The organism is Pannonibacter sp. I15F10I1 (assembly GCF_900185665.1).
GTDB lineage: Bacteria > Pseudomonadota > Alphaproteobacteria > Rhizobiales > Stappiaceae > Pannonibacter > Pannonibacter indicus.
On the sequence record NZ_FYAN01000004.1, the window covers coordinates 129,598 to 152,750 of the forward strand.

19 protein-coding genes are annotated in these 23,153 nt (G+C 65.0%); 8 read left to right on the top strand and 11 right to left on the bottom strand.

Features of this window, described 5'->3' with window-relative positions; all coding sequences use genetic code 11:
• The first annotated feature begins 282 nt into the window (after positions 1-282).
• The 6 genes from IF10I1_RS03630 to IF10I1_RS03655 all read left to right on the top strand — a co-directional run bounded on the left by IF10I1_RS03630 (position 283) and on the right by IF10I1_RS03655 (position 6,465).
• Positions 283-1,218, top strand: coding sequence for a helix-turn-helix transcriptional regulator (locus tag IF10I1_RS03630; RefSeq protein WP_186391216.1), 936 nt, complete (start codon positions 283-285; stop codon positions 1,216-1,218).
• 260 nt (positions 1,219-1,478) lie between these two features.
• Positions 1,479-2,585, top strand: a complete 1,107-nt coding sequence (locus tag IF10I1_RS03635; protein ID WP_186391217.1) for a C4-dicarboxylate TRAP transporter substrate-binding protein — start codon at positions 1,479-1,481, stop codon at positions 2,583-2,585.
• Between the two features lie 86 nt (positions 2,586-2,671).
• Positions 2,672-3,169, top strand: a complete 498-nt coding sequence (locus IF10I1_RS03640; protein WP_186391218.1) for a TRAP transporter small permease — start codon at positions 2,672-2,674, stop codon at positions 3,167-3,169.
• 3 nt (positions 3,170-3,172) lie between these two features.
• Entirely contained in the window at positions 3,173-4,468 is a 1,296-nt protein-coding gene (locus tag IF10I1_RS03645) for a TRAP transporter large permease (RefSeq protein WP_186391219.1), read from the top strand.
• Positions 4,469-4,485: 17 nt separating this feature from the next.
• Positions 4,486-5,436, top strand: a complete 951-nt coding sequence (locus IF10I1_RS03650) for a 3-hydroxyacyl-CoA dehydrogenase NAD-binding domain-containing protein (protein WP_186391220.1) — start codon at positions 4,486-4,488, stop codon at positions 5,434-5,436.
• Between the two features lie 99 nt (positions 5,437-5,535).
• Complete coding sequence (locus IF10I1_RS03655) at positions 5,536-6,465, top strand: 3-keto-5-aminohexanoate cleavage protein (protein WP_186391221.1); 930 nt, start codon at positions 5,536-5,538, stop codon at positions 6,463-6,465.
• Positions 6,466-6,522: 57 nt separating this feature from the next.
• Here IF10I1_RS03655 and IF10I1_RS03660 read toward each other — a convergent pair whose 3' ends face one another.
• Positions 6,523-8,184: a sulfatase gene (locus IF10I1_RS03660; RefSeq protein ID WP_186391222.1), complete on the bottom strand. Its 1,662-nt coding sequence runs from the start codon at positions 8,182-8,184 to the stop codon at positions 6,523-6,525.
• A gap of 73 nt (positions 8,185-8,257) precedes the next feature.
• Here IF10I1_RS03660 and IF10I1_RS03665 point away from each other — a divergent pair, with 73 nt between their 5' ends.
• The gene (locus IF10I1_RS03665; protein ID WP_186391223.1) at positions 8,258-9,208 is read left to right on the top strand and encodes a lysylphosphatidylglycerol synthase transmembrane domain-containing protein; all 951 of its coding nucleotides are present in this window, start codon (positions 8,258-8,260) and stop codon (positions 9,206-9,208) included.
• Positions 9,209-9,222: 14 nt separating this feature from the next.
• Here the strand turns inward: IF10I1_RS03665 and IF10I1_RS03670 are convergent, their stop codons facing one another.
• The 10 genes from IF10I1_RS03670 to IF10I1_RS03715 all read right to left on the bottom strand — a co-directional run bounded on the left by IF10I1_RS03670 (position 9,223) and on the right by IF10I1_RS03715 (position 22,081).
• Positions 9,223-9,975, bottom strand: a complete 753-nt coding sequence (locus tag IF10I1_RS03670; RefSeq protein ID WP_208977562.1) for an FkbM family methyltransferase — start codon at positions 9,973-9,975, stop codon at positions 9,223-9,225.
• On the bottom strand, positions 9,972-10,688 hold the full coding sequence (locus IF10I1_RS03675) for a CDP-alcohol phosphatidyltransferase family protein (RefSeq protein ID WP_244284558.1): 717 nt from the start codon (positions 10,686-10,688) through the stop codon (positions 9,972-9,974). The genes IF10I1_RS03670 and IF10I1_RS03675 overlap by 4 nt, the downstream gene beginning before the upstream one ends.
• Positions 10,689-10,904: 216 nt before the next feature.
• Positions 10,905-12,665, bottom strand: a complete 1,761-nt coding sequence (locus tag IF10I1_RS03680; protein WP_186391225.1) for a M14 family metallopeptidase — start codon at positions 12,663-12,665, stop codon at positions 10,905-10,907.
• Positions 12,666-12,669: 4 nt separating this feature from the next.
• On the bottom strand, positions 12,670-13,518 hold the full coding sequence (locus IF10I1_RS03685) for an ABC transporter permease (protein WP_019963881.1): 849 nt from the start codon (positions 13,516-13,518) through the stop codon (positions 12,670-12,672).
• Between the two features lie 5 nt (positions 13,519-13,523).
• Complete coding sequence (locus tag IF10I1_RS03690) at positions 13,524-14,447, bottom strand: ABC transporter permease (protein WP_186391226.1); 924 nt, start codon at positions 14,445-14,447, stop codon at positions 13,524-13,526.
• Positions 14,448-14,512: 65 nt separating this feature from the next.
• Positions 14,513-16,048, bottom strand: coding sequence for an ABC transporter substrate-binding protein (locus tag IF10I1_RS03695; protein WP_186391227.1), 1,536 nt, complete (start codon positions 16,046-16,048; stop codon positions 14,513-14,515).
• Between the two features lie 43 nt (positions 16,049-16,091).
• Entirely contained in the window at positions 16,092-17,933 is a 1,842-nt protein-coding gene (locus IF10I1_RS03700; RefSeq protein WP_186391228.1) for an ABC transporter ATP-binding protein, read from the bottom strand.
• Positions 17,930-19,678 (bottom strand): biotin carboxylase N-terminal domain-containing protein, encoded by a 1,749-nt coding sequence (locus IF10I1_RS03705; protein WP_186391229.1) that lies wholly within the window; start codon positions 19,676-19,678, stop codon positions 17,930-17,932. Before IF10I1_RS03705 ends, IF10I1_RS03700 begins: the two co-directional genes overlap by 4 nt.
• A complete protein-coding gene (locus IF10I1_RS03710) occupies positions 19,675-21,306 on the bottom strand; it encodes a 5-oxoprolinase/urea amidolyase family protein (protein WP_186424364.1) in 1,632 nt (543 codons plus the stop codon). Before IF10I1_RS03710 ends, IF10I1_RS03705 begins: the two co-directional genes overlap by 4 nt.
• Before the next feature lies 1 nt (position 21,307).
• Positions 21,308-22,081 (bottom strand): LamB/YcsF family protein, encoded by a 774-nt coding sequence (locus tag IF10I1_RS03715; protein WP_186424365.1) that lies wholly within the window; start codon positions 22,079-22,081, stop codon positions 21,308-21,310.
• Between the two features lie 347 nt (positions 22,082-22,428).
• On the opposite strand from IF10I1_RS03715, the gene IF10I1_RS03720 reads away from it, so the two are divergent.
• Positions 22,429-23,139 (top strand): GntR family transcriptional regulator, encoded by a 711-nt coding sequence (locus IF10I1_RS03720; RefSeq protein ID WP_094463368.1) that lies wholly within the window; start codon positions 22,429-22,431, stop codon positions 23,137-23,139.
• Positions 23,140-23,153 lie beyond the last annotated feature (14 nt).

Sequence of the window (23,153 nt, forward strand, 5' to 3'; positions counted from 1 at the left end):
TCCCTCGGAAGCTGGCAGAAACCCGCTTTCCTGCGTCCGGGCTGGACAGGTCTGTAGTTTTCCGTAATCCTTGTCTCAAGAACAGTAATATCAAGGCTTTCGATGCTGACGCATCACGCCTTGAAAATGCTCAAGCGCCGCACGGGCTTAACCAATGCTCGATGAGTCAAGCTCATCGAGCATTGGTATAAGATCTCCTGCTGCAATGACAGGCGGTCAAGTCAAGCATAAGAAAAACACTGTTCCGAAATTGAAAACTCGCTGATCTGGGAGGATGAGAGGGTGAGTTTCGTCATAGACGGCAATCCGGACGGAGCGCGGGTTTTCTGTTCCAGCAGCATCGAGCCCAGCCTGCGCAAGAGCCGGTTCTGGGACGAGAAGATAGCCCCCGGCCTGATGCTGCGGCTCGTTGACCTGACGATCGAGACGCCTGGCTGGATGAAGGTCGAGCAGTCGGGCATCAACATTTCCTGCATGCATCACGGCAATTTCGCCAGCTCCTATTTCCGGCGTGGCGATGCGGATGCGCGTGGCGAAAGCCTGCGGATCTTCGCGCTGGAAGGCAGGCATCATCAGCTCGTCACCTTCACACGGCCCACCCGGCACCGGGTGATCCAGATCTGGCTCGACCCGGACAAACTGTCGGACCTTGCCTCGGACCTGGACGAAAGCCCGGGTGAGTTGCTGCGGACGTTTCACACCTCCTGCCATGTGCAGCACCGCTTTTCGGTGGCCAATCACCCGCTGCCGCTGGCTGTGGGACGGCTCACGGCCTCGCTGCTGGAGGGCCGCCAGTCCGGTTTTCTGCGGCGGCTCAGCCTTTATGGCCAATCGCTGGAAATCCTTGCCCAGACCTATGAGCTTCTGTCTGCCAGGACAACGCAGCCGGTTACGGCCGGCGACGGTGTGAGCGCCGCTCTGACGGCAGCGGAAATGATGCGGCTGGAATATGCAGGTGAGGTGAAGCTGCCGGAGATCGCCCGGCGTGCGGGTGTCAGCGAAGACAGCCTGCTCAAGGCCTTCCGCCAGCACTACGGCGTCACGCCCTCCGAATATCTGACGTCAATCCGCATGGCCGCAGCAGAAGACATGCTGCAGAACACGGATCTTCCCGTGAGCGAAATCGGCCGCCGGACGGGCTATTCCAACCCGGCCGCCTTCAGCCGCGCCTTCCGCCGCCATTTCGGGCACAGTCCTTCGGAACACGGCACAGACTGAAAGGCGGATGCCGTGCCCTCGCTCCCTTGCGGTTTGACAGACGAGTGTACGGCTTTTCCGCCGCCAGCCGGGAGTTCCGGCCTCTACCGGGGCAGCTTTCCACAAGCTCGCAATCTTGAGAAGAGTGCCGGTTGCTCGCCCGCATCTGCGGAAACCGGCACAGCCGGCGTGAAACGGCACATCAGCCGCGCTTGCTGACCCGTGGGAGGTTTGCAATCGTCGCCGCATCATCCAGACAGAACTTCGGGAGGAGGTTTCTGATGCGCAAAACACTGATCGGCGCGCTGATACTTGCAGGACTGACCGCAACTCCGGCCTTGTCGGCCACGGAACTTCGCACAAGCAGCGGCTTCGGCCCCAACCACGTCAATGCGGAAGGCTACAAGGTCTTCCTGAAGAAGCTCGAAGAGCTGACGGGCGGCAATTTCACCGGAAAGGACTTCCCATCCGGTCTCGTCAGCCCGGCAGAAATGGTGTCCGGCCTGCAGTCCGGCATGGTGGATATCGGCTCGGTGCTGATGCCCTATTTCCCGGCTGAGTTCGTCGAGGCAAACCTGCCTTCGGAACTCGCCCTGATCGGCACCAATGGCCGCGCGTCGTCGGCCGCCTCACTGGAATACATCCTCACCTGCCAGGAATGCCTTGCCGAATTTGACCGGGCGGGCGAGGTCTATCTGGCGGGCTCCGCCACTCCTGCCTATCAACTGCTGACGCTGAAGCCGGTGCGTGACACCGCAGACCTGACGGGCCTTCGTATCCGCACGGGCGGGGCCGCCTTCACCCGCTGGGCCGAGGCGATGGGTGCCATTCCGGTGCAGCTTCCGGCGCCGGAAATCTTCGAGGCCATGAGCCAGGGCGTCGTGCAGGCGCATTACAACACGCCTCAGGATCTGAAGTCCTACAATCTCTTCGAGGTCATCAAGTCGATCACCCTGATCAATCAGGGCACGTTCAACGGCGTCAGCCCGTTCAGCATGCGCGCTGATTTGTGGAGCGGCCTTTCCCCGGAAGAGCGCAAGCAGTTCGTTGAAGCTGCCCAATATGGTTCGGCAGCGATCCTCTACCGCTTCGAAGACTCGGTGAAGGCCTCGCTGGAAAAGGCAAGGGCGGATGGCATCGAAATCATCGAGCCGTCGGACAAGCTGGTAGAAGCCAACAAGGCCTTCGTCGAGAAGGACCTGCACGAGTTGCCCAAACGCCTGACGGACAAGGGCATCAAGGATGCTGAGGCCAAGATCGCCCGCTATCAGGCCCTCGTTGAAAAATGGAACGGCCTGATCGAGGACGGCACCACGGAAGAGGCCTATGTGGCGCTGCTGCAGAGCGAGATCTGGGACAAGCTGGACCTCGCCCAATATCCCAACTGAGCCTCGGGCCAGGCACTGGAAAATCATCAAGAACCAAACGTGCGCCGCTTCCTCACGGGAGCGGCCACACCGGACACGAGACACGCATGCGACAGATCGACAAGCTCCTGTCATCGGTGACGATCGGCGCCGGAGTCACCATCATTACCCTGATGATCCTGCAGATCTGCCTGGATGCGGCACTGCGCACCACCGCCGGACTGCCGCTGCCGGGAACGGTTGAAATCGTCTCGAACTACTACATGGTCGCGCTCAGCTTCCTGCCCGCTGCACTGGTGCAGCGGCAGGGGCGCAACATCGAGGCGACGTTTCTCTACAGTTCCCTGCCCCGCGTGCTGAAACGCGCGGCAGATCTCTTCGCCCGCCTGCTCGCCATCATCATTTACGGGCTGATCACCTGGCAGACGTTTCTGGATGCGATGACCAAGACACGGGTCAAGGCCTATGCCCTGGCCGGAACCATCGAGATCCCGGTCTGGCCCTGTTACTGGCTCGTGCCCCTGTCCTTCGGCCTGCTTGTCATCGCCCTCGCCCTTCCCCCCACGCCCCAGAATGCGGAAACCGGCATTGCGGAAGTGAGATAGAAGATGGACCCGCTTTTCATCGGCATCAGCGGCATCGTTCTGGTGCTCGTGCTCATTGCCATCCGCGTTCCCATCGCTGTGGCGCTGTTCTCCGTCTCCTTCGGCGGGCTGTGGCTTGCCTTTGGCAGCCGCATGGCCTTCGGCATCTTTTCGACGGTGCCCTATGGCTTTGCCGCCAGCTGGACGCTCAGTTCCGTACCGCTGTTCCTGTTCATGGGGTTCGTGGCCTATCACGCCGGGCTGACCAGCGGCCTGTTTGCAGCCGCAAGGGCATGGCTTGGCGCCCTGCCCGGAGGCCTTGCGGTGGCCTCGATCTTCGGCGCCAGCGGCTTTGCTGCCGTTACGGGCTCCAGCATCGCCTGTGCCGCCGCCATGGGCCGCATTGCCATCCCGGAAATGCTGAAGAGCGGCTATGACCCGCGCATTGCCAGCGGATCGGTGGCGGCAGCAGGCACCATCGGCGCCCTGATCCCGCCGAGCATCATCCTCATCCTTTTCGGCATTCAGGCGCAGGTATCCATCATCTCGCTGTTTTTCGGCGGCCTGCTGATCGGGCTTGCCACGCTGGCCATCTATTCGCTGGTGGTGATCGCCATTGCCGTAGCCCGTCCGGGCCTGCTGCCGCGCGGCACCATTCCGCCACGGGCAGAGCGGCTGGCCGCCCTGGTGGAGGTCTGGCCGGTTCTCGTCCTCATCCTCGGCATCTTCGGCGGCATGTTTGCGGGCTGGTTCACCACGACGGAAGCTGGCGCCGTTGGCGCGATGCTGACTGTCCTCATCGGCTTTGCCCGGCGCAAGCTGACCCGGCAGGCGCTTGTTTCCAGTGCCGTGGACACGCTCGTCGGCATGGCCAGCCTGGCACTGGTGGCCGCGGGGGCCAACGCCTTCACCCGCTTCATCGCCCTCACCGGCGTAACCACAGCCATCGGCGACTGGGTGGCCGCCATGGAACTCAGCCAACTGGCGCTGTTGCTGATGATCGCAGGCATCTATCTTGTGCTCGGCATGTTCCTGGAGCCCATCGGTGCCATGCTGCTGACGCTGCCGATCCTGCTGCCGCTGACGGTTGCCGCAGGCATTCCGACCATCTGGTTCGGCATCCTCGTCGCCAAGCTCCTGGAAATCGGCATGATCACGCCACCGGTCGGGCTCAATGTCTTCGTCATCAACAGTGTGACGGGGCGGGCCGTGTCGCTCGAACAAATCTTCCGTGGCACGCTCTGGTTCCTCGCCGCCGATGCGGTCATCGTCCTGCTGATGATCGCAACGCGCAATGTCTTCATGCCCCTGATCGGCTGAGGACTGGAGACGCACAGATGGCGGACAGGACAAGAGAAACCATTGCAATCATCGGTGCCGGCCTGATCGGCACATCGTGGGCCGCGCTCTTTGCCTTCGCCGGGCACCGGGTGCTTGTCTACGATCAGGATGAGGCAACCCGTGGAGCAGCCCCTGCCCGGATCAAGGTGGCCTTGGCAGAGCTTGCAGCCCTGCATGAGCACAAGAACCAGCCGGGAGAGGTACAGATCACGGCCACACTGGAAGAGGCCGCCATCAGCGCCGCGCTCATTCAGGAGTGCATCCGCGAGGACCTTGGCACCAAGCAGGCACTGTACCGCCAGCTCCGCCCGCTGGCACCGGCGGCCATCATCGCCAGTTCCACCTCAACCTTCCTGCCCTCCGCACTCTTCGAGGGCCTTCCCAATGCACAAGCCTGCCTGATTGCCCACCCCCTGCTGCCGCCACACCTGATCCCGGTGAGCGAGCTTGTGCCCGCTCCCTTCACCGCGCCGGAAGCCTTGCAGACAATGGAGCGCGTGCTGACACAGGCGGGACACAAGGTCATTCATCTGGCCCAGGAAGTTCCGGGCTTTGTGCTGAACCGGTTGCAGTTTGCCGTGCTGGGCGAGGCCATGCATCTGGTGGACAAGGGCATCTGCGAGCCTGATGCCATCGACCTTGCGATCCGCCACGGGCAGGGTCTCCGCTGGGCATCGATCGGCCTTTTCGCCAACAGCCATCTGAATGCTGCCGGCGGCATCGAGGGCTCCTTCACCAGCTACCGTGCAGCGCTGGAGCCCGTGCTGCAGGATCTGAGGCCCGCTCATCCATGGTCTGACGGCCTCATCAGCCGGATCGGTACAATCATGCGCCGCGAAGTGCCGGAGGACCGTATTCCCGCCGAGCGGCAGGAGCGCGATGCCCGCATCGCCGCACTGCGCCGGCTGCTCGTTGAGCTTGAGGCCAGTCCGCCAGCCGGGCCCTGAGCCAGACCGCTTCCTGCTTTTCATTCCCCCACCTGCCAGAACCGGACATGCCCATGCGCATGGCACCGGAGGGCGGTGCTTTTCCGGAAAGGTACATGCATGTCCAAAAGCGTCATCATCACCTGCGCCATTACAGGCTCGCTGCATACCCCGTCCATGTCGCCCCATCTGCCCATCAGCCCCAGCCAGATTGCGGAGGAATCCGTTGCGGCGGCAGAGGCGGGCGCCTCGATCATCCACCTGCATGCCCGTGACCCGGAAGACGGGCGGCCCACCGCAGACCCTGCCGTGTTTGCCCAGTTCCTGCCCCGCATCAAACAGCAGACGGCGGCGGTGGTGAACATCTCCACCGGCGGCGGCCCGGGCATGAGCCTTGACGAGCGCCTTGCCGCCGCAGAAGCGGCCAGCCCCGAGATGACCTCCCTCAACATGGGCTCGATCAACAACGGCCTGTTTGCGGGTGCCGGCCGCATCAAGGACTATAAGTACGATTGGGAGAAGCCCTTCCTGGAGAATGGCCGCAACACCGTGTTCAAGAACACCTTCGAGGACATCGAGGCGATCATGAACCGGCTCGGCAAGGGCCACGGCTGCCGCTTCGAGTTCGAGTGCTACGACATCGGACATCTCTACAATCTGGCCTATTTCATCGACCGCAAGATCTATGAGCCGCCGCTGTTCCTACAGTTCATTCTCGGTGTTCTTGGCGGCGTCGGGGCAGAGGCTGACCACCTGCTGCATATGATCCGCACGGCTCAGCGGCTGTTCGGACAGGACATCGAATGGTCGGTGCTGGGCGCCGGCCGGGCGCAGATGCCCCTGTGCACCCACAACGCCCTGCTTGGCGGAAATGTACGCGTCGGGCTGGAGGACAGCCTCAACATCGGCCCGCGCCAGCTCGCCACCTCCAACGCCCAGCAGGTCATGAAGATCCGCCGCATCCTGGAAGAACTGTCCTTCACGGTTGCCACGCCGGACGAAGCCCGCACACGCCTCGCCCTCAAGGGCGGCAGCAACGTGAGCTTCTGATCGCGGCAACCGCTGAGCCCGCTCCTTCCGGCCCCATCCCGGAAGGAGCGGGAAGTTTCATTCTCCGCTCATCGCCCGGATCAGCACATCGCGAAGGCCGTCCATGCCCGGCTCCTGGCCTGCTTGCGGCGTGGCGGCGGGCGTCATGCCGGGGGTGAAGCCATGCTCGAAAAAGCGGGAGACAAGCGCCCGGTCGCGGCTGACCACATGGACAGGCACGGCGCGCGAGGCCCCTTGTCCGGTGATGATCGCCGCCGGCTGGTGGTCGCCCAGAAACACATAGAGCGCCTCGCCGTCCGAGAGGGCGATATAGCTGCCGAGGGTTTCCAGCGCATAGTCGATGGTGCGGATATAGTGATCGCGCACCCGCTCCGGGTCGGCCCAGACCACGGCGGGACTGTCGCCGCTTTCGGCCTGAGCGTTGAAATTGCTGCCCTCTGCGGCATCCTCCCAGTCGATGAGGCTTGGCACCGGTGTCCAGGGGGCGTGGCTGGAGATGAGGGCGATTTCCGCCATCACGGGCTTGCCCTCTGCCGCTGCGGGCTGGCGCGCCAGCCTGTCGAAGGCCGAAAGCGTATACTGGTCCGGCATCGTCACCCAGTTGAAGGGCTTGCCGGTGTAGCCGAGGTCCTTGGCCGCCAGCACCGTGTCATAGCCGTAATAGGCCGATTCCGGCCAGTCCATGGTGATGGCGGGCATCACCACCACGCTCTGCCACCCGGCATCGCGGAACATGCGGTTGAGGCTCGGCCTTTCACTGCGCATCAGCAGGTCATAGCGCGCCTGACTGTCCACCCACAGGCCCGACAGCAGCGTGCCATGGGCGAACCAGCTGAGGCCGCCCACGGTCGGCGCGCGCGTCCAGCCGCTGGCCATGGCATAACCGGCGTCCTCCAGCTCTGCCTGCATCGCTTCAAGGCGCGGGCCGGTGAGCGGGGCATAGCGCGGGTCGTCGATGGCGCTGCGGCCATAGGATTCGATGAAGGCCAGCACCACATCCCGCCCCCGGACGCGGGCAAACAGCTGCTCGGGCTCCGGCAGATCCGCAGGCTGCACCAGTTCGGCCTCAAAGGCGCTGAGGTCGGCGATGGAACGGGCCACCACCTGCAGCCGCTCTCCGAGGCTGGCGCTCTGGAACCCGGCATTGCCGCCGGCGGCCAGCATCGCAAGCCCCCCCGCCAGCAGGATGGCAAAGGTGGCCAGCGAAGGCAGGCGCAAGGGGGCCCGCATGCGGATGAGGCAGACTGCCGACCAGAAGAACGCCGCCATCACCCCTGCCAGCAGGGCAATGGCCAGCGCCACCGCCAGCCCGGCGGTGAAGGTGCCGATGGTGCCGGACAGCAGGTTCCAGCCATCGCCCAGCATCCTGATGTCGAGATAGGGGTTGAACGGGCGCTGAAACGCCATCTGCACGCCGGTGTCGGCGAGCTTCAGGAACAGCAGAACGAAGACCAGCAGCGTCACCAGCGCAGCCGCAACATAGGCAAGCCGCCCCGGCAGCAGCAGCAAGGCAAGCCCTGCCAGCGGCAGCTCGAAGGGCAGCCGCGCGAAAGCACCCAGCGTGTAGCCGCCCAGGCGGACCGGCAGATTGCAGGCCGCAACGAAGACCAGAAGGAACACCGCCAGCGCCACAACAGGCTTCAGGTATGCGGCGCTGCCGCCATCGCCCTGCCCGTCCCTCGCCTTCGGGGTCTTGCCGCTCCATCTATTGCCTGTCATTCACTGCGCCTTCTCTTGTTCCGGAGCCACGCTTGTACCCTGCCCCATCCGACCGCCAGCCTGAGACTTCCCCTTGCGCAAGATAAGGCTGCTTGCGTCCCTTGCGGGTCTGGCGCTTCTGGCTGGCCTCATTGCGCTCTTGAATCCGGCCAGCATCGCGGCGGCCCTTGCCAAGGCGCCCCCTGGCCATCTGCTGGCCGGGCTGCTGCTCGTCCAGTTTCAGACCGTGCTGTCGGCGCTGCGCTGGCGTTTCACCGCTGCCCGCCTTGGCCACGCCATTCCGCTTGGCGCGGCCATCCGGGAATATTACCTCGGCGGCACGCTCAACCTGCTGCTGCCCGGCGGCATGGCGGGGGATGCGGCGCGGGTCTACCGGGTGAAGGACAGCGCGGACGGCGGCTGGAAACAGGCGGCCACGGCCGTGGCGCTGGAGCGGATGTCCGGCCAGCTTGCCTTTGCGCTTCTCATGGGCGGCGGGCTCCTCGCCTGGGCCTTCGTTCTGCCAGCGGGGAGCATCCCCGTCTTGCCGCAGGTTTCCGCGCCCTCCGCATCGCCCCTCGTCTGGCTGGCCGCTGCAGGTCTTGTGCTGGCTGCGCTCGCCCTGCCGCTGCTCTCCCCGGCCGTGCGCGCCCGCCTGCGCCGTTTTGTGCCGGCGGCTCATCAGGCGCTGCGTGCCGCCTTCTGGACCAGAGGCGCGCTGGCCGTGCAGGCGGGTCTCAGCCTGCTGATCACCGGCAGCTATGTGCTGACCTTCCTCCTCGCCTCCGATGCGGTCGGCGCCAGCCTGCCGCTTCTGGCAGTGGTCACCATCATTCCGCTGTGCCTTCTCACCATGCTGGTGCCGGTGGGTGTTGGAGGCTGGGGCACGCGGGAGGCTGCGGCAGCAGCCCTGTGGCCGCTGTTCGGCTTCACCGCAGCGCAAGGGCTGGCGGCAAGCCTCTTGTACGGGATGCTGTCGCTGGCCGGAGCGGCCTTGCCGGGGCTCGTTCTCCTGGCGCTGGAGCTTCTGCGCCAGAAACGCTGATCCCGCCAGCCGCATCAGCTCATCAGCCTTGCATAGATATCGCCCGAGGGGCTTTCCGGCGTCAGCCCTGCAATCTCCGCCAGCACTTCATCCCCTGTCACCCAGTGGCCGCTGACAAAGCGGTGCCGCTCGCCCACCACCCGGTTGAAGCGGTAGGGGCCGAGCTTCTCCAGCAGAGCCACCGCCTCGCGCGCCACCTCCGGCAGGGCCGGGATATATTCAAAAGCCAAGAGAGGGACAGGCTGCGACAGGCCGCGCAGGATATCGCTTTCCGCACCTTCCACGTCGATCTTGCAGAAGGCGGGGCAGCCATAGCGTTCGATCAGCCGGTCCAGCGTCGTCACTGGCAGGCGGATTTCGCTGTCCCACACCACGTCGCGGAAACCTTCCGTCTCGCGCACGCCATCGATGAACCGGTCCGAAATCGTCGTCACAGTCGGGTGGCGGCTGGAGATGTGCAGCACTGTCTCCCCCTCCTCAGCCCCCACGGCCACGGTCTCGAAGCCGCGCAGGCGGTGGGCGAGATGGCGCTCGATCATGCCGGCAAAAACGGGCTGCGGCTCCACCGCCACCACTTCGGCGCCAAGACCCAGCAGCGTGGCGCTGCGGCTGCCGACATGGGCGCCGATATCAAAGACGAGATCACCGGGAGAAATGAGCGAACGGTAGAAGCGCCGCAACTGCCGGCGCCGCCAGGGCTGGCCGTAATAGATGACAAGCGACCGGGCGAGGCCCAGCGCGGCACGGACTGAGATCCTTCCGGTCAAAGGCCAGCCTCCGGCTTGCGCAGCAGATAGGCCGTGTCCACCGCAAAGGACCAGGCGAGCGCAGCCAGCGCCACCACTGCGATCCAGACAGATAATGGCGCCGTGACGACCGGCAGCAGCAGCATGCAGAGCGCCGCCACCTGCACCACGCAGACCAGCTTGCGCCGGAAGGACGGCGGAAGCGGCGCGGCAAGGCGTGCTTCCGCATATTGCGCCAGCACGAAGCCGTAGCGCATCAGCCCGATCAGCAGCACCCAGGGCCCCGCCTTGTCCAGCTGCCACGCGGCAGCCGAAAGGCACAGGATCAGGAAGGCATCCACTTCCATGTCGAAGCGGGCGCCAAGATCCGATTCCTGATGGAGACGCCGCGCCAGATAGCCATCCAGCCCGTCCAGAGCCAGCGCCAGGCCCGCAAGCCCGGCCAGCGCCCAGTGAACCTCAACGCCGGCCCGGTGCATCTCCGCAAACAGCACCACCGCCGCAACAAGGCTGACCATCGCCGCGCGGATGGCGGTCACTGTATTGGCTGCGCCAAAGATCTGGAACGGGTGATGCATCAGCCCGCGTAGCACCAGACCAAACACCGCCAGCAGCACAGCGGATGCGGCCAGCGGCACATCGAGCCCCAGAGACAGGGAAACAGACACCGCCGCATAGGCCGCGACAGACAAAGCAAGGACGGCCGCCAGAACGCGAAGAGTATCCAGTCTCAAGGCGGACTGCTGAGCGGGTGCGCCCTTTGCTCCGCCCGCGAGCGGTATCGAGGCACCATGCCCTGTTGAGGCTTCATTCGACAACATCAGCAGCCACTCCAGCGAAAGGCTTTGCAGCGGGGCCCCACAGAGTTACGGGGCTCTCACATGCAATCCTTACGCAGGAACCTTGCTGTCAGATTGCTCAGCCGGGCAAGCTCTATCGCTCCGCCCGCCTTACCCCACAGCCATGATCTGCTGCCAGGCGTCATAGGCGGAAAGGACGGTTTCCATCTGGGCGGTGTGGCCGGTGATGAAATCCGGGCCGTAGATGGTTTCGTCCGGGTATTCGGTGATCAGCGTCACCGGCACCGTATGGCGCGCGTCCACCGAGCACAGGCACGGGAAGCCGTTGACCATCCGGAACCCGGTCTCCCCTGCATGGGCTTCATAGAGCGCGATCTGGCGGGCGTTTTCCTCCAGCAGGCCCGGGATGGCGGCAAGATGGCGCGTCACCCGGTCCATCAGGTCCTCGGCCTGCCGCTCCCAGCCGTCAAGATAGCGCAGGATCAGGAAGAAGCCTTTCGGTAGCGTCCACATGGCAAAATGCCGGGGCACATAGCCGGAAAGCGGCCGCGTCCACTCATGCGAGGGATAGCCATGCAGGTTGACGTGCAGTTGCGCGCCCGTGCGCGCTTCCGCATCAAGCCGGATGGCCTTTTCGAACAGATGATCACCAGCGGTTTCCGGCCGGCGGTATTCAAGGTCATCACCAAGCGCCGTGTAGCGGGCGGCGTGATGCATGTGCAGGGGATTGTCCGCAATCAGCCGCTGATGCAGGGCATAGCCATCCGGATTTTCCTGCGGCGACAGGGTGAAATGCGCGCCGTCGCGGGCTGCCAGAACCTGCCCGGCACGCAAGGCCCCCACAACCCCGGTCGTCTCGTTGGCATGCTGGCCGGCGCTGATCATCACCGGCACATCTGTGCCCTTCCGGTAACGGGCCTCGACCTTGCGGCCCGCGCGTGAAGACGCTGAGAAAGCCTCGCCGCCCACCCGCGCCAGCTCTGCGGAGATCTGCGCGGGAGACAGGGGCGCGGCCGCCTGCACCAGATCCTGCTCTGCCGGACTATGCACTGCCGCTGGCATGGTTCTGGCTGAGAGCGGACGCAACTCGATGCGCAGGTGATAGCCCTCCTGCCCGCCGCGCACTTCCGGCACGATCTGTCCCGGCTTCAGCCCCCGGTCGCCCTGCGGGCGGCCGGATTTCATCTGGAAGAATTCCAGCAGCGAGAAATAGAGATCCTCGTGCATCGCCTCGGCAAGGCTCATCACCTCATGCGCATGGGCAAGAGGCTGATCATTTGCGGGCAGGCGGACGGCAAGGTTCAGTTCCTCGAACCAGGGCTCGGCCACGCCCCAGTCATGGCTGCTGACGGCATCCAGCGCTTGCGCAAACAGCGCCTCGTAGGGCGTCTCAAAGGGCAGGCCCGATGCATCGCCATTCACTCTCACCCAGCCACAGGGAGAAAGGTTCGTCTGTCCGGCAAGATCCTGATGCTCCCGGTTGGGGGCAAGGACGGTGACGGTCTGTGTGCTGCCATCGTGATGAGTCAGCACCAGCTCATACTGCAGGCTGCCATCCGTCCGCGCCGCAAAGGTGAGCGGGCGCGGCGCGATCAGGGCAGCGAGCGGATAGGCCTCCAGCCGGAAGCGGTTTTCCGGCGCCAGCGGATGCACCGGATAGCGCAGCTCTGCGGCGGCAACGCCGTCCAGATCCACCTCCTCCAGCACCGCATGAACCAGCGGCTTGTAGGCACTGCGGATGATCGCCGTGATGCCCTGTTCCGCCAGCGCCGCTTCAATGGCGCGGCGGGTCTTCAGATCATCGAAGGTCCAGGCCTCCAGCGCCGTGATGCCCGGGCGCAGCAGCGCCGAGAGGCGGTCGAGCGTGGAGGAAAAGCCGGCGTCTTTCAGGCAGATGGTCGTGCTGGTCATCGGCTTACCTCGTGCTGCGTCCGGTGGGGTCGAGGCTGTCACGCAGCCAGTCGCCGAGAAGATTGAGGCCCAGCACCGTCAGCAGGATGGCAAGGCCGGGGAATACGCTGATCCACCACGCCGTCTGCAGATAGGTGCGGCCATCGGCCAGCATGCCGCCCCAGCTCGGCACCGTGCGGTCAACGCCAAGGCCGAGGAAGGTGAGGCTGCTTTCCAGCAGGATGTTGTTGGCCACGTTCAGCGTCATCAGCACGATCACCGGTCCCAGCAGGTTGGGCAGGAGATGCTGCAGGATGATGCGCCAGTCACGCACGCCAATGGCCTTGGCGGACTGGATGAACTCGCGCTCGCGCAGGGTCAGCACCGAACCGCGCACAAGGCGGGCATATTGCACCCATTGCGAGACGATCAGCAGGATGATGGTGTTGGTCAGGCTGCCGCCGACGATGGCGATGAAGGTGATCGCCAGCAGAATGAAGGGCATGGCGAGTTGCAGATCGGCAAAGCGCATCACCACCATGTCCCAGAAGCCCCGGTAGTAACCGGCGATCAGCCCCATGATGACGCCGAAGACAACGGCACCGGCCACCGACACGAAGCCGACCAGCAGCGAGATCTTGCCGCCGGCCACCACCCGCGCCAGCACGTCGCGGCCCAGCGCATCGGTGCCGAACGGATGCGCCCAGGAGGTGAAAGGCGCCAGATTGCGGGCCATGAAGTCGATCTTGTCCACGCCGCCGGGAAACAGCAGGCCGGAGAAGATGACGGCAAGGCAGATCACCGTGGTCAGGCTGGCGCCCAGCACGAATTCAAGGTTGGAGAAGCGCCACAGGCGCGAGGTTGCGGAAGCCATGGAGCTTACTCCGTCCGGATGCGGGGATCGACCAGCCCGTAGGCGATGTCGACCAGAAGGTTGATGCCGACGATCATCAGCGAGAGAACCGTGATGACGCCCTGCAGCAGCGGATAGTCTCGCGCCCCCACAGCATCGAAGGCGAGAGAGCCAAGGCCCGGCCAGTTGAACACCCGCTCGATGACGACGATGCCGCCGAGCAACCCGCCGAACTGCAGGCCGAAATAGGTGATCAGCGGAATGGCGCAGTTCCGCAGCGCGTGCTTGTAAAGCACCTTGCTTTCGCTCAGGCCTTTGGCACGGGCCACCATCACATATTGCGACTGCAGCGTTTCCAGCATGGCGGTGCGCACCAGCCGCACGTTGGTGGCGGTCAGGATGACGCCCATGGTCAGCGCCGGCATGATGTAGCTCTCGATGCCGCTCATGCCGCTGGGCGGCAGGATACGCAGGGTGATGGCGAAGAGCAGCACCAGCATCGTGGCCAGCCAGAAATTCGGAAAGGACAGGCCGATCAGCGAGAAGATGCGGATCACCTGATCCACGCCCTTGCCCCGAGAGATGGCGGCCTTGATGCCGAGCGGGATCGAGATGGCGATGGACACGGCCATGGAGATGAAGGCAAGCAGCAGGGTTGCCGGCAGTGCCGCGCCAATCAGCTGCGACACGGGCGTGCCGCCCACGAAGCTGCGGCCGAAATCAAGGGTAAGCAGCCCTTTCAGGAAACTGAAATACTGCACGAAGAAGGGCTGATCCGTGCCCAGTGCGGCGCGGATGCGCGCAAGGTCTTCCTCCGTCATGCTGCCGCCACCCTGGAACATCATCACGGCAGGGTCGCCGGTGAGGCGGATGGCAAACGAGACGACAAGCGTCAGCGCTATGACGACGAAAATGGCCTGCAGCAGGCGCTTGATGAGGAAACTGGCCACGTTCTTCTCCTTCAGGGCAGGAAAGCTGCCGCCCGCACGTGCAGGCGGCAGCCGCTGTCATGAGGTCACTCGACGGTGACTTCGTTGAGCTTCAGGCGCGTGTCCGGCGCCGGCACGAAGCCCTTCACCCGCTTGTTGATCGCGTAGATGGCGTTGGTGTTGTAGAGCGGCAGCTCCAGCGCCTTGTCGGCCACATAGGCACCGATTTCCTTCAGCACCTTCTCGCGCTCTGCGCGGTCGGTCATCGGGCGCTGGGATTCCAGCAGCTTGTCCAGCGTCTCGTCCTTGTCATACGGGTTCCACTTTTCGCCCGTGTGGTACATGGCGTAAGCGGTGTTGTCGTAGTCGAAGGTCCAGCCGCCCCACTTCTGCTGGAACATCGCGCCGGTCTTGCCCTGCGGGATGATGTCGTTGATCAGCGTGCTGGTCTCATGCGGAGTAACAGAGACGTTGAGGCCGATGGACTGCAGGTAGAAGGAAATGGCCTGTGCCACTTCGTTCATGGTCGCATCATTGCCGCGCACATCGATCTGCAGCGTGGCGCCTTCCTGGACACCGGCTTCCTGCAGCAGCTTGCGGGCGCCTTCCGGATCATAGGGCAGAGGCTTCAGCTCAGCGTCGTAACCGAAGGACAGAGCGCTCTGGAAGCTGGCGATCTCTGCGCCCTGACCGGCGAGGATCGACTGAACGATCGCGGCGCGGTCCACGGCCATGATGATGGCCTTGCGCACGCGCGGATCGGCGGTGATGCCGTCACGGGTGTTGAAGCGCAGGGCATCCACCGTCGGTCCGGGAACGCTGACGATCTCCAGGTTGTTGTCGCTCTCGATGGTGGGGATCATGCCGATCGGAATGGTGGGCGGGATCACCAGGTCGACGCGGCCGAACTGCAGTTCGGCAACGGCCGTCGCAGGCTCGGAGATGAAGCGGTATTCCAGCTCGGACAGCTTCGGCGCACCGCCCCAGTAATCCGGGTTTGCCGCCAGCGAGATGGAGGCCTTGGGCGCGTAGGAGACGAACTTGAACGGGCCGGTACCGACCGGATTGGTGTTGAAGAACTCCTCGCCCTTCTCGGCGATATACTGCGGCGGCACGATCATGGCGCCATAGCCGGCCAGCTTGGTCAGCAGCACCGGATCCGGGTTCTTCAGCTTCAGGTCCACCGTGTAGTCGTCGATGACTTCGACGCTGTCGATGACGATGTAGTTGGAGCGCTGTGGGCCCTTGGCACCTTCTTCGCCCAGCAGGCGGTCGAAGGTGAACTTCACGGCCGCGGCGTTGAAGGGTTCGCCGTTGTGGAACTTCACGTCCTTGCGCAGGGTGAAGCGGAGGCGCTTGCCCTCGTCCAGCTCTTCCCAGCTCTCGGCAAGGCCCGGCACCAGTTTCAGGTCCGGCCCGCGGTAGGTCAGGCCTTCAAAGATGTTGGTCGAAACGGCGGCCCAGGCGACGAGGAAGGTGTCGATCGGGTCCCAGCTGCCTGGATCCTGCGGGGAGGAAATCGTCAGCTTGCCAGCCGCAAATGCAGGCTGTGCCGTGAAGGATGCGCCGGAGATGGCCAGCGCAAGGGCGGCAACGCCCATGCCCCATGTCTTCAGTTTCATTTCCAAGTCCTCTGCTGATTGGCTTTGGGTCTGCGGGTCACGGTCAGGCGCCGCGGGCGGCAAAATGGCCGGGACTGATTTCCTCGTGGGTGAGGATGGCAGGCTCGTCCCCCACCCGGCGGACCGGGCTCGGGATTTCGCCCTCGATCAGCACACCGCCACGCGGACGCGACGGATCGGCGACCGGGACAGCGGCGAGCAATTTGCGGGTATAGGGATGCGCCGGCGTCTCGAAGACCTGGCGGCGGCTGCCCATTTCCATGATCTGGCCGAGAAAGAGCACCGCGACCCGGTGGCTCATCTTCTCCACCACCGCCATGTCGTGGCTGATGAAGAGATAGGCGAGGCCGCGCTCGGCCTGCAGATCCATGAAGAGATTGATGATCTGCGCCTGGATCGACACATCCAGCGCCGACAGGGCCTCATCGGCGATGATCAGTTCCGGGTTGGAGGCAAGGGCGCGGGCGATGCACACGCGCTGGCGCTGGCCGCCGGAAAACTCGTGCGGATAGCGCGCTGCATGCTCGGACCCAAGCCCCACGCGCTCCAGCAGCTCATCCACCCGGCGGCGCACGGCCTTGGGATCGGCGATCAGGCCGTGGGTGTGGATCGGCTCGGCAATGGAGAAGCCTACCGTCTTGCGCGGATCGAGCGAGGCGAAGGGGTCCTGGAAGATATACTGCACCTTCTGGCGCATGGCGTGGCGCTCGGCCCGGCTCATCTGCGCAAAGCTGCGCCCGCCGAACAGGATATCGCCCGACTGGGCTTCCTGAAGCTGCTGGATGGTGCGGCCGATGGTGGACTTGCCGGACCCGGACTCGCCCACAAGTGCCAGCGTCTCGCCCGGATAGATCTCAAGCGACACGTTGGAGACCGCGCTCAGCCGGTGCGTCGTGCGGCCCAGAAGATTGCGGCGCACATCGAAGCGCACGAACAGGTCCTTGACCGACAGGAGCGGCGCGCTGTCATAGCGGGCGGTGTCCTGCACCCGCTCCTCCTGCTTGCCCGCCATGCTGCCGTCAGCACCGGCAAGATCGGCGAGGCGCTTGGGAAAGTCCTGCCCCGTCATGCTGCCAAGGCGCGGCACGGCGGCCAGAAGCGCCTGGGTATAGGGATGCTGCGGGCTGTTGAAGATCTGCCCCACCGGACCTTCTTCCACCTTGCGCCCCTTCCACATCACCACCACGTCATCGGCCATTTCCGCGACGACGCCCATGTCATGGGTGATGAAGATCATCCCCATGCCGAGTTCCTTCTGCAGGTCCCGCAGGATGTTGAGGATCTGTGCCTGAATGGTCACGTCCAGCGCCGTCGTCGGCTCGTCGGCGATCAGCAGCTTGGGGCGGCAAGCCAGCGCCATGGCGATCATCACCCGCTGGCGCATGCCGCCGGAGAGCTGGTGCGGATAGCGTTTCAACTGCTCGGCAGCATCGGGCAGACGCACCATTTCCAGCAGGCGCTGCGCTTCGGCAAGGGCTGCCGCCTTACTGCTCTTTTCATGCAGCATCAGCACTTCGCTGATCTGGTCACCGATGGTGAAGACCGGATTGAGCGAGGTCATCGGCTCCTGGAAGATCATGGCGATCTCCTTGCCGCGAATGCTGCGCATGTCCTTCTGGGAGGTTTCCAGCAGATTGCGGCCGCCGAAGAGAATGCGCCCCGCATCGAAGCGCGCGCCCATCATGTCTGCAAGGCGCATGACGGAGAGGGAGGTGACCGACTTGCCGGAGCCGGATTCGCCCACCACCGCAACCGTGCGGCCCGGCTGAACCGAGAAGGACAGATCCTCAATGACCTTTGTGCTGCCGAAACGGACGGTCAGGCCCTCGATGGTCAGGAGCGGCGCTGCGGCCTGCGGGGTTTCCGGGCTCGTTGAAAGCGTCATGCCTTGGCCTCCGGCTGTGCCACTGCGGGCGAAATACGGGCAAGGATTGCATTGGCAGCCTGCGTGGAGCCTGCGGCAGCAAGTCCGGTGATACGCCCGGAACAGGGCGCGGTGACGGCGGTTTCCATCTTCATGGCGTCCATCATGGCAAGGACGGCCCCCTCCTCGACGGCGGCCCCTTCCTCAACGGCCCAATGGGCGAGCGTTCCGGCGACAGGCGCCCGCACGGCGCCAGCGTCTTCGATCTCCTCGCCGCCATCCCCGGCAACGGGAGCCGCCGCCCCCAGAAGGCGCAGAAAGCCATCGGGGATACCCACCTCGACCAGACGGCCATCAATCTCGATCCGGCCCCGCAGCAGCGGACGGGTGGCGGGCGCATCCGGGCGGGCCGCTTCCTCCAGGGTTCCGGCGAAGTCTGTCTCGATCCAGCGGGTGTGGACCTCGAAGTCGGCACCGGTAAAGTCCGGATGCTCCAGAACCGCCCGGTGGAACGGCAGCACCGAGGGCACGCCCTCGATGACGAATTCCGCCAGGGCGCGGCGGGCGCGGGCAATGGCCTTGTCGCGGGTGGGACCGCGCACGATCAGCTTGGCGCAAAGGGAATCGAACATCGGCGGAATGAGCGAACCGGTCTCCACACCGCTGTCCACCCGCACGCCGGGGCCCGAAGGCTCCCGCCAGCGGCGGATTTCACCGGCGGACGGCAGGAAGCCCCGGCCCGGATCTTCGATGTTGATGCGGAACTCGAACGCATGCCCCCTCGGCTCCGGCGTGGTGGCGAAGGAGAGCCGCTGTCCCCCGGCGATGCGGAACTGCTCGATCACAAGATCAAGCCCCGTGGTCTCCTCCGTCACCGGATGCTCGACCTGAAGACGGGTGTTGACTTCTAGGAAGGAGATCAGCCCATCGGTGCTCAGCAGGAATTCCACCGTGCCGGCGCCGGAATAGCCGGCCTCCGCGCAGATATCGCGCGCGGCCCGGTGGATCGTCTGGCGCTGTGCGGCGCTGAGGAAGGGCGCGGGCGCCTCCTCCACCAGCTTCTGGTTCCGGCGCTGCAGGGAGCAGTCGCGGGTGCCCACCACCACCACATTGCCATGCTTGTCGGCCAGAACCTGCGCCTCAATGTGGCGCGGGCGGTCGAGGAACTGCTCCACATAGCACTCGCCCCGGCCAAAGGCGGCAACAGCCTCGCGGGTGGCGGACTCGAACAGGTCCTCCACCTCGTCCAGATGCCAGGCAATCTTCATCCCGCGCCCGCCGCCGCCATGGGCAGCCTTGATGGCCAGCGGCATACCGAACTGACGGGCAAAGGCCAGCGCTTCGGCAGCACTCGACAGCGCGCCCTCGCTGCCCGCCACCAGCGGTGCGCCCACCTTCTGGGCGATGCGCCGGGCCTGCAGCTTGTCGCCCAGCACCTCGATCACCTGCGGGTCCGGCCCGATCCAGGTGAGGCCTGCGTCAATCACGGCACGGGCGAACTCGGCGCGCTCGGACAGGAACCCGTAGCCCGGATGCACCGCATCTGCGCCGGACTGGCGGGCGATGGCGATCAGCTTGGCGATGTCGAGATAAGTGTCCTTCGGCAAAGCGCCGTTGAGGGCATAGGCCTCGTCCGCAAATTCCGTAAACAGCGCCCCGGCATCGGCATCTGCGTAGACGGCCACGGAAGCGAGGCCATAATCCCGGCAGGCCCGGATGATGCGCACGGCAATCTCGCCGCGATTGGCAATCAGCACTTTTTTCATGGAGTGTCACCTGCGCAAAGGGAATAGGCCGTGAAGGGACGGACGGCCCGGAAACGGATGAAGGCACCGGGAGGGATCTGCCCGGCCAGATCAAGATGATGTGCCGCCACCGTGGCCATGACCGGATAGCCGCCGGTCAGCGGATGATCGGCAAGGAACAGCACCGGCTGGCCGTTGGCAGGCACCTGAATGGCCCCGCGCAGCGTACCTTCGCTCGGCAACTCGCCCGTGACAGCCCGCTCCAGCACCGGCCCTGACAGGCGCAGGCCTGTGCGGCTTGCCTGCGAGGTCGCGGCCCACGAAACGTTCAGGAACTGTTCGGCAGAGGCAGGCGTGAACCAGTCCGTGCGCGGCCCCAATACCACGTCCAGCACAATGGTTTCCCCGGCGCGCGGCATGGCGAAGGCGGAAAGCGCCTCTGGCTCGACGGCGGAGCGCTTCATCCCGGATGCCGCCCGCAGCCGCGCCCCGGACATCACCGCAGCAGGACCGATCTGCGCCAGCGTATCTGCCGAAGCACTGCCGAGCACCGGTTCAACCGCAAAACCGCCGCGCAAGGCGAGATAGCTGCGCAGGCCCGCCGTGGGCGCTTCCAGCGTCACGCGGTCGCCCGGCTCCAGCGCCAGAGGCCGGTTCATGGGCCCGGAAATGCGTGGACCGCGCTCCGGCTGGATGGTGATGGCCCGCTCCGCGCCCGTCACCGCGATCACGGCACGGCCGCTCACGCGGAAGGAGAAGACGGCTGGCGCGAGTTCGAGAGCTGCCGCGTCTGCCGGATTACCCGTAATGCGGTTGGCCAGCGACAGGCTGGCCCGGTCCGCCGCGCCCGAGCGGCTGATGCCTTGCGCTGCCAGTCCGGGACGGCCATGATCCTGAAACAGCGCAGGAAGCCCGGCACTCAGCACGTCGAGATGCAGGCCTTCAATCCCGCCTTGCGGCACGGCGGCGGCAGCCGTTGCGTCTTCTGCGGGGATCTTCGCCACCGGGTGAACCGTGGCTTCCGCCATGTCGTGGAACCGCACGTGCTGGCCCGGCTGCAGCAGCGCGGCAGGCTTGCGGGTCAGATCGAACATGGCGAGCGGTGTCGTGCCGATCAGCTGCCAGCCGCCGGGACTGACCTTTGGATAGATGCCGCTGAATTCGCCCGCCAGCCCCACGGCGCCCGCAGGCACATGGGTGCGCGGCGAGGCGCGGCGCGGCACATGCAAATCCGCGTCAGGCGCACTGAGATAGGCAAAGCCAGGCGCAAAGCCGGTGAAGGCGACGAGATACTCAGCCTCCACATGGCGGCGGATCACTTCTTGCGTGGAAATGCCCAGCAGCTCCGCCACATCGGCAAGATCCTCCCCGTCATAGCGGACGGGAATCTCCACCACCTCGGCTGCCCCCGCCTTGCGGGGCATGCCCAGCCGCACCACAGCCTCGGCGGCCACCTGTTCGGCAGAAATGGTCAGCGGATCATGGCTGATCAGCAGCGTCCGGGCCGCCGGAACGATCTCCAGCACCCCGGCCACCGGATCGGCTTCCAGCGCATCGAACAGGGCAAGCGTCACATCAAGGCTGGCGAGTTCGAGCAGCACTGCGCCCTCGCGCAGCATCAGCACCCGCATGGACCGGCGCGCCGGCATCTCAGGCCTTGCCTGCTGCTGCAAAGGGGGCAATGCGGTGGCCGGCTGCCTCCAGCACCTCGCGCACCCGGCGGGCCATGGCGACCGCATCCGGGCTGTCCCCGTGCACACAGATGGACCGGGCATCAACAGGGGCAAGGCTGCCGTCAATGGCTTCCACGGTTCCTTCCGTGACGAATTGCAGCATCCGCCGGGCAACCAGCTCCGGATCATGCAGCACGGCGCCAGCCTCGCGGCGTGACACCAGCTTGCCATCCGGCGTGTAGGCCCGGTCGGCAAAAGCCTCGCCAACCACGTCCAGGCCGGCCGCACGGGCCTGCGCGATCAGCGGCGAGCCTGCCAGCGCCACCAGCACCAGCGAGGGATCCACCGCCTTGATGGCATGGATGACATCAGCGGCCTGCCGGGCATCAAAGGCGATGGTGTTGTAGAGTGCGCCATGCGGCTTCACATAGGTGACCTGCGTCCCCGCAGCCGCCGCCAGCCCCTTGAGGGCACCGATCTGGTAGATCACGTCACCGGTCAGCTCTTCGCTGGACGGGTCCATGGTGCGGCGGCCGAAACCGGCCAGATCGCGGTAGCCCACATGGGCGCCAACCGTGACGCCGCGCGCGGCAGCGGCCTTCAGGGTGCGCAGGATACCGGCCGGATCGCCCGCATGGAAACCGCAGGCCACATTGGCGCTGCTGACGATGTCCAGCATCGCGCTGTCATCGCCCATGGTCCATGCACCGAAGCTCTCGCCCAGATCGCTGTTGAGGTCGATCACCCGCATCTGCCCTGCCTTGCCACGCAACCCTGACAGGAGGACAGCACGGCCCTCCCCTTGCTTCAAGGCGTAGCAAAGGCAAACAGGTCTGTCCATATTGTTGAACAATTTTATTGTATTGCACTGCAATGCGGCATGTTGACGCCTACAATTTTAGCAAATACTGCAGGTTTGCACATGCAGGCAGCAGAGGCGCCCGAAGGCCTGCGCATGCCGCTTGAAGCGGTGCGCAGTGCCTCATACCTTGCGCGGATATCCGATTCTCCGGACCCGGCACGGACATCAGACAAACGCGGGCACCGGGCAAACGGATGGGAGAGGGTGGCGGGGCAGCCATTCCGCAGGGAGCACACATGAAGAAACCCGCTCCGGCAGGCCTTGCGGCCCCGGCAGACGAACAGGCGCAACCTCTGGCGGACGTGATTGCCGGGCGCATGCGGCAGAAGATCATCGACGGCGTGCTGACACCGGGCAGCCATCTGTCGGAAGTGCAGCTGTGCGAAGCCATGCAGGTTTCCCGCAACACCCTGCGCGAAGTGTTCCGCCTGCTCACCAAGGAAGGCCTGCTGCGGCACGAGGCGAACCGGGGTGTTTTTGTCGTCACGCCGGACATGTCCACGATTGTGGATATCTACCGCATCCGCCGCCTGATCGAATGCCCTGCCCTTGCCAGCGCCCATCCGCTGCACCCGGCCGTGGCAAAGATGCAGGCCGCCATTGACGCCGCCCGCGCCCACCGTGAAGCCGGCGAATGGCTCAGCGTCGGCAGCGCCGACATCGCCTTCCATTCGGCCATTGTGGAGCTCGCCGACAGCCCCCGCCTGTCCGCCTTCTATGCGCAGGTTTCCGCCGAATTGCGTCTCGTCTTCGGCCTTCTGCACGATCCGGAATATCTGCATGGGCCTTATGTGGACCAGAACCAGATCATCCTTGGCTTGCTGACCGCAGGCGACGCCAAGGGCGCTGCGGCAAAACTCGAGGCCTATCTGCTACAGGCCGAGCGCTTCATCCTGGGCGCCTACGAAAGGCTGGAACGCAAACCGGCGGACAAGCGCTCGCGGTAAAGGAAATGCCATCA

Bases quoted from the DNA above. Each gene is read 5' to 3' on its own strand.
- IF10I1_RS03700 (WP_186391228.1), bottom strand. From the start codon at position 17,933: ATGACGCTTTCAACGAGCCCGGAAACCCCGCAGGCCGCAGCGCCGCTC.
- IF10I1_RS03680 (WP_186391225.1), bottom strand. From the start codon at position 12,665: ATGACCAGCACGACCATCTGCCTGAAAGACGCCGGCTTTTCCTCCACG.
- IF10I1_RS03710 (WP_186424364.1), bottom strand. From the start codon at position 21,306: ATGCCGGCGCGCCGGTCCATGCGGGTGCTGATGCTGCGCGAGGGCGCA.
- IF10I1_RS03645 (WP_186391219.1), top strand. From the start codon at position 3,173: ATGGACCCGCTTTTCATCGGCATCAGCGGCATCGTTCTGGTGCTCGTG.
- IF10I1_RS03705 (WP_186391229.1), bottom strand. From the start codon at position 19,678: ATGAAAAAAGTGCTGATTGCCAATCGCGGCGAGATTGCCGTGCGCATC.
- IF10I1_RS03660 (WP_186391222.1), bottom strand. From the start codon at position 8,184: ATGACAGGCAATAGATGGAGCGGCAAGACCCCGAAGGCGAGGGACGGG.
- IF10I1_RS03640 (WP_186391218.1), top strand. From the start codon at position 2,672: ATGCGACAGATCGACAAGCTCCTGTCATCGGTGACGATCGGCGCCGGA.
- IF10I1_RS03635 (WP_186391217.1), top strand. From the start codon at position 1,479: ATGCGCAAAACACTGATCGGCGCGCTGATACTTGCAGGACTGACCGCA.
- IF10I1_RS03650 (WP_186391220.1), top strand. From the start codon at position 4,486: ATGGCGGACAGGACAAGAGAAACCATTGCAATCATCGGTGCCGGCCTG.
- IF10I1_RS03715 (WP_186424365.1), bottom strand. From the start codon at position 22,081: ATGCGGGTGATCGACCTCAACAGCGATCTGGGCGAGAGCTTCGGTGCA.
- IF10I1_RS03720 (WP_094463368.1), top strand. From the start codon at position 22,429: ATGAAGAAACCCGCTCCGGCAGGCCTTGCGGCCCCGGCAGACGAACAG.
- IF10I1_RS03695 (WP_186391227.1), bottom strand. From the start codon at position 16,048: ATGAAACTGAAGACATGGGGCATGGGCGTTGCCGCCCTTGCGCTGGCC.
- IF10I1_RS03685 (WP_019963881.1), bottom strand. From the start codon at position 13,518: ATGGCTTCCGCAACCTCGCGCCTGTGGCGCTTCTCCAACCTTGAATTC.
- IF10I1_RS03655 (WP_186391221.1), top strand. From the start codon at position 5,536: ATGTCCAAAAGCGTCATCATCACCTGCGCCATTACAGGCTCGCTGCAT.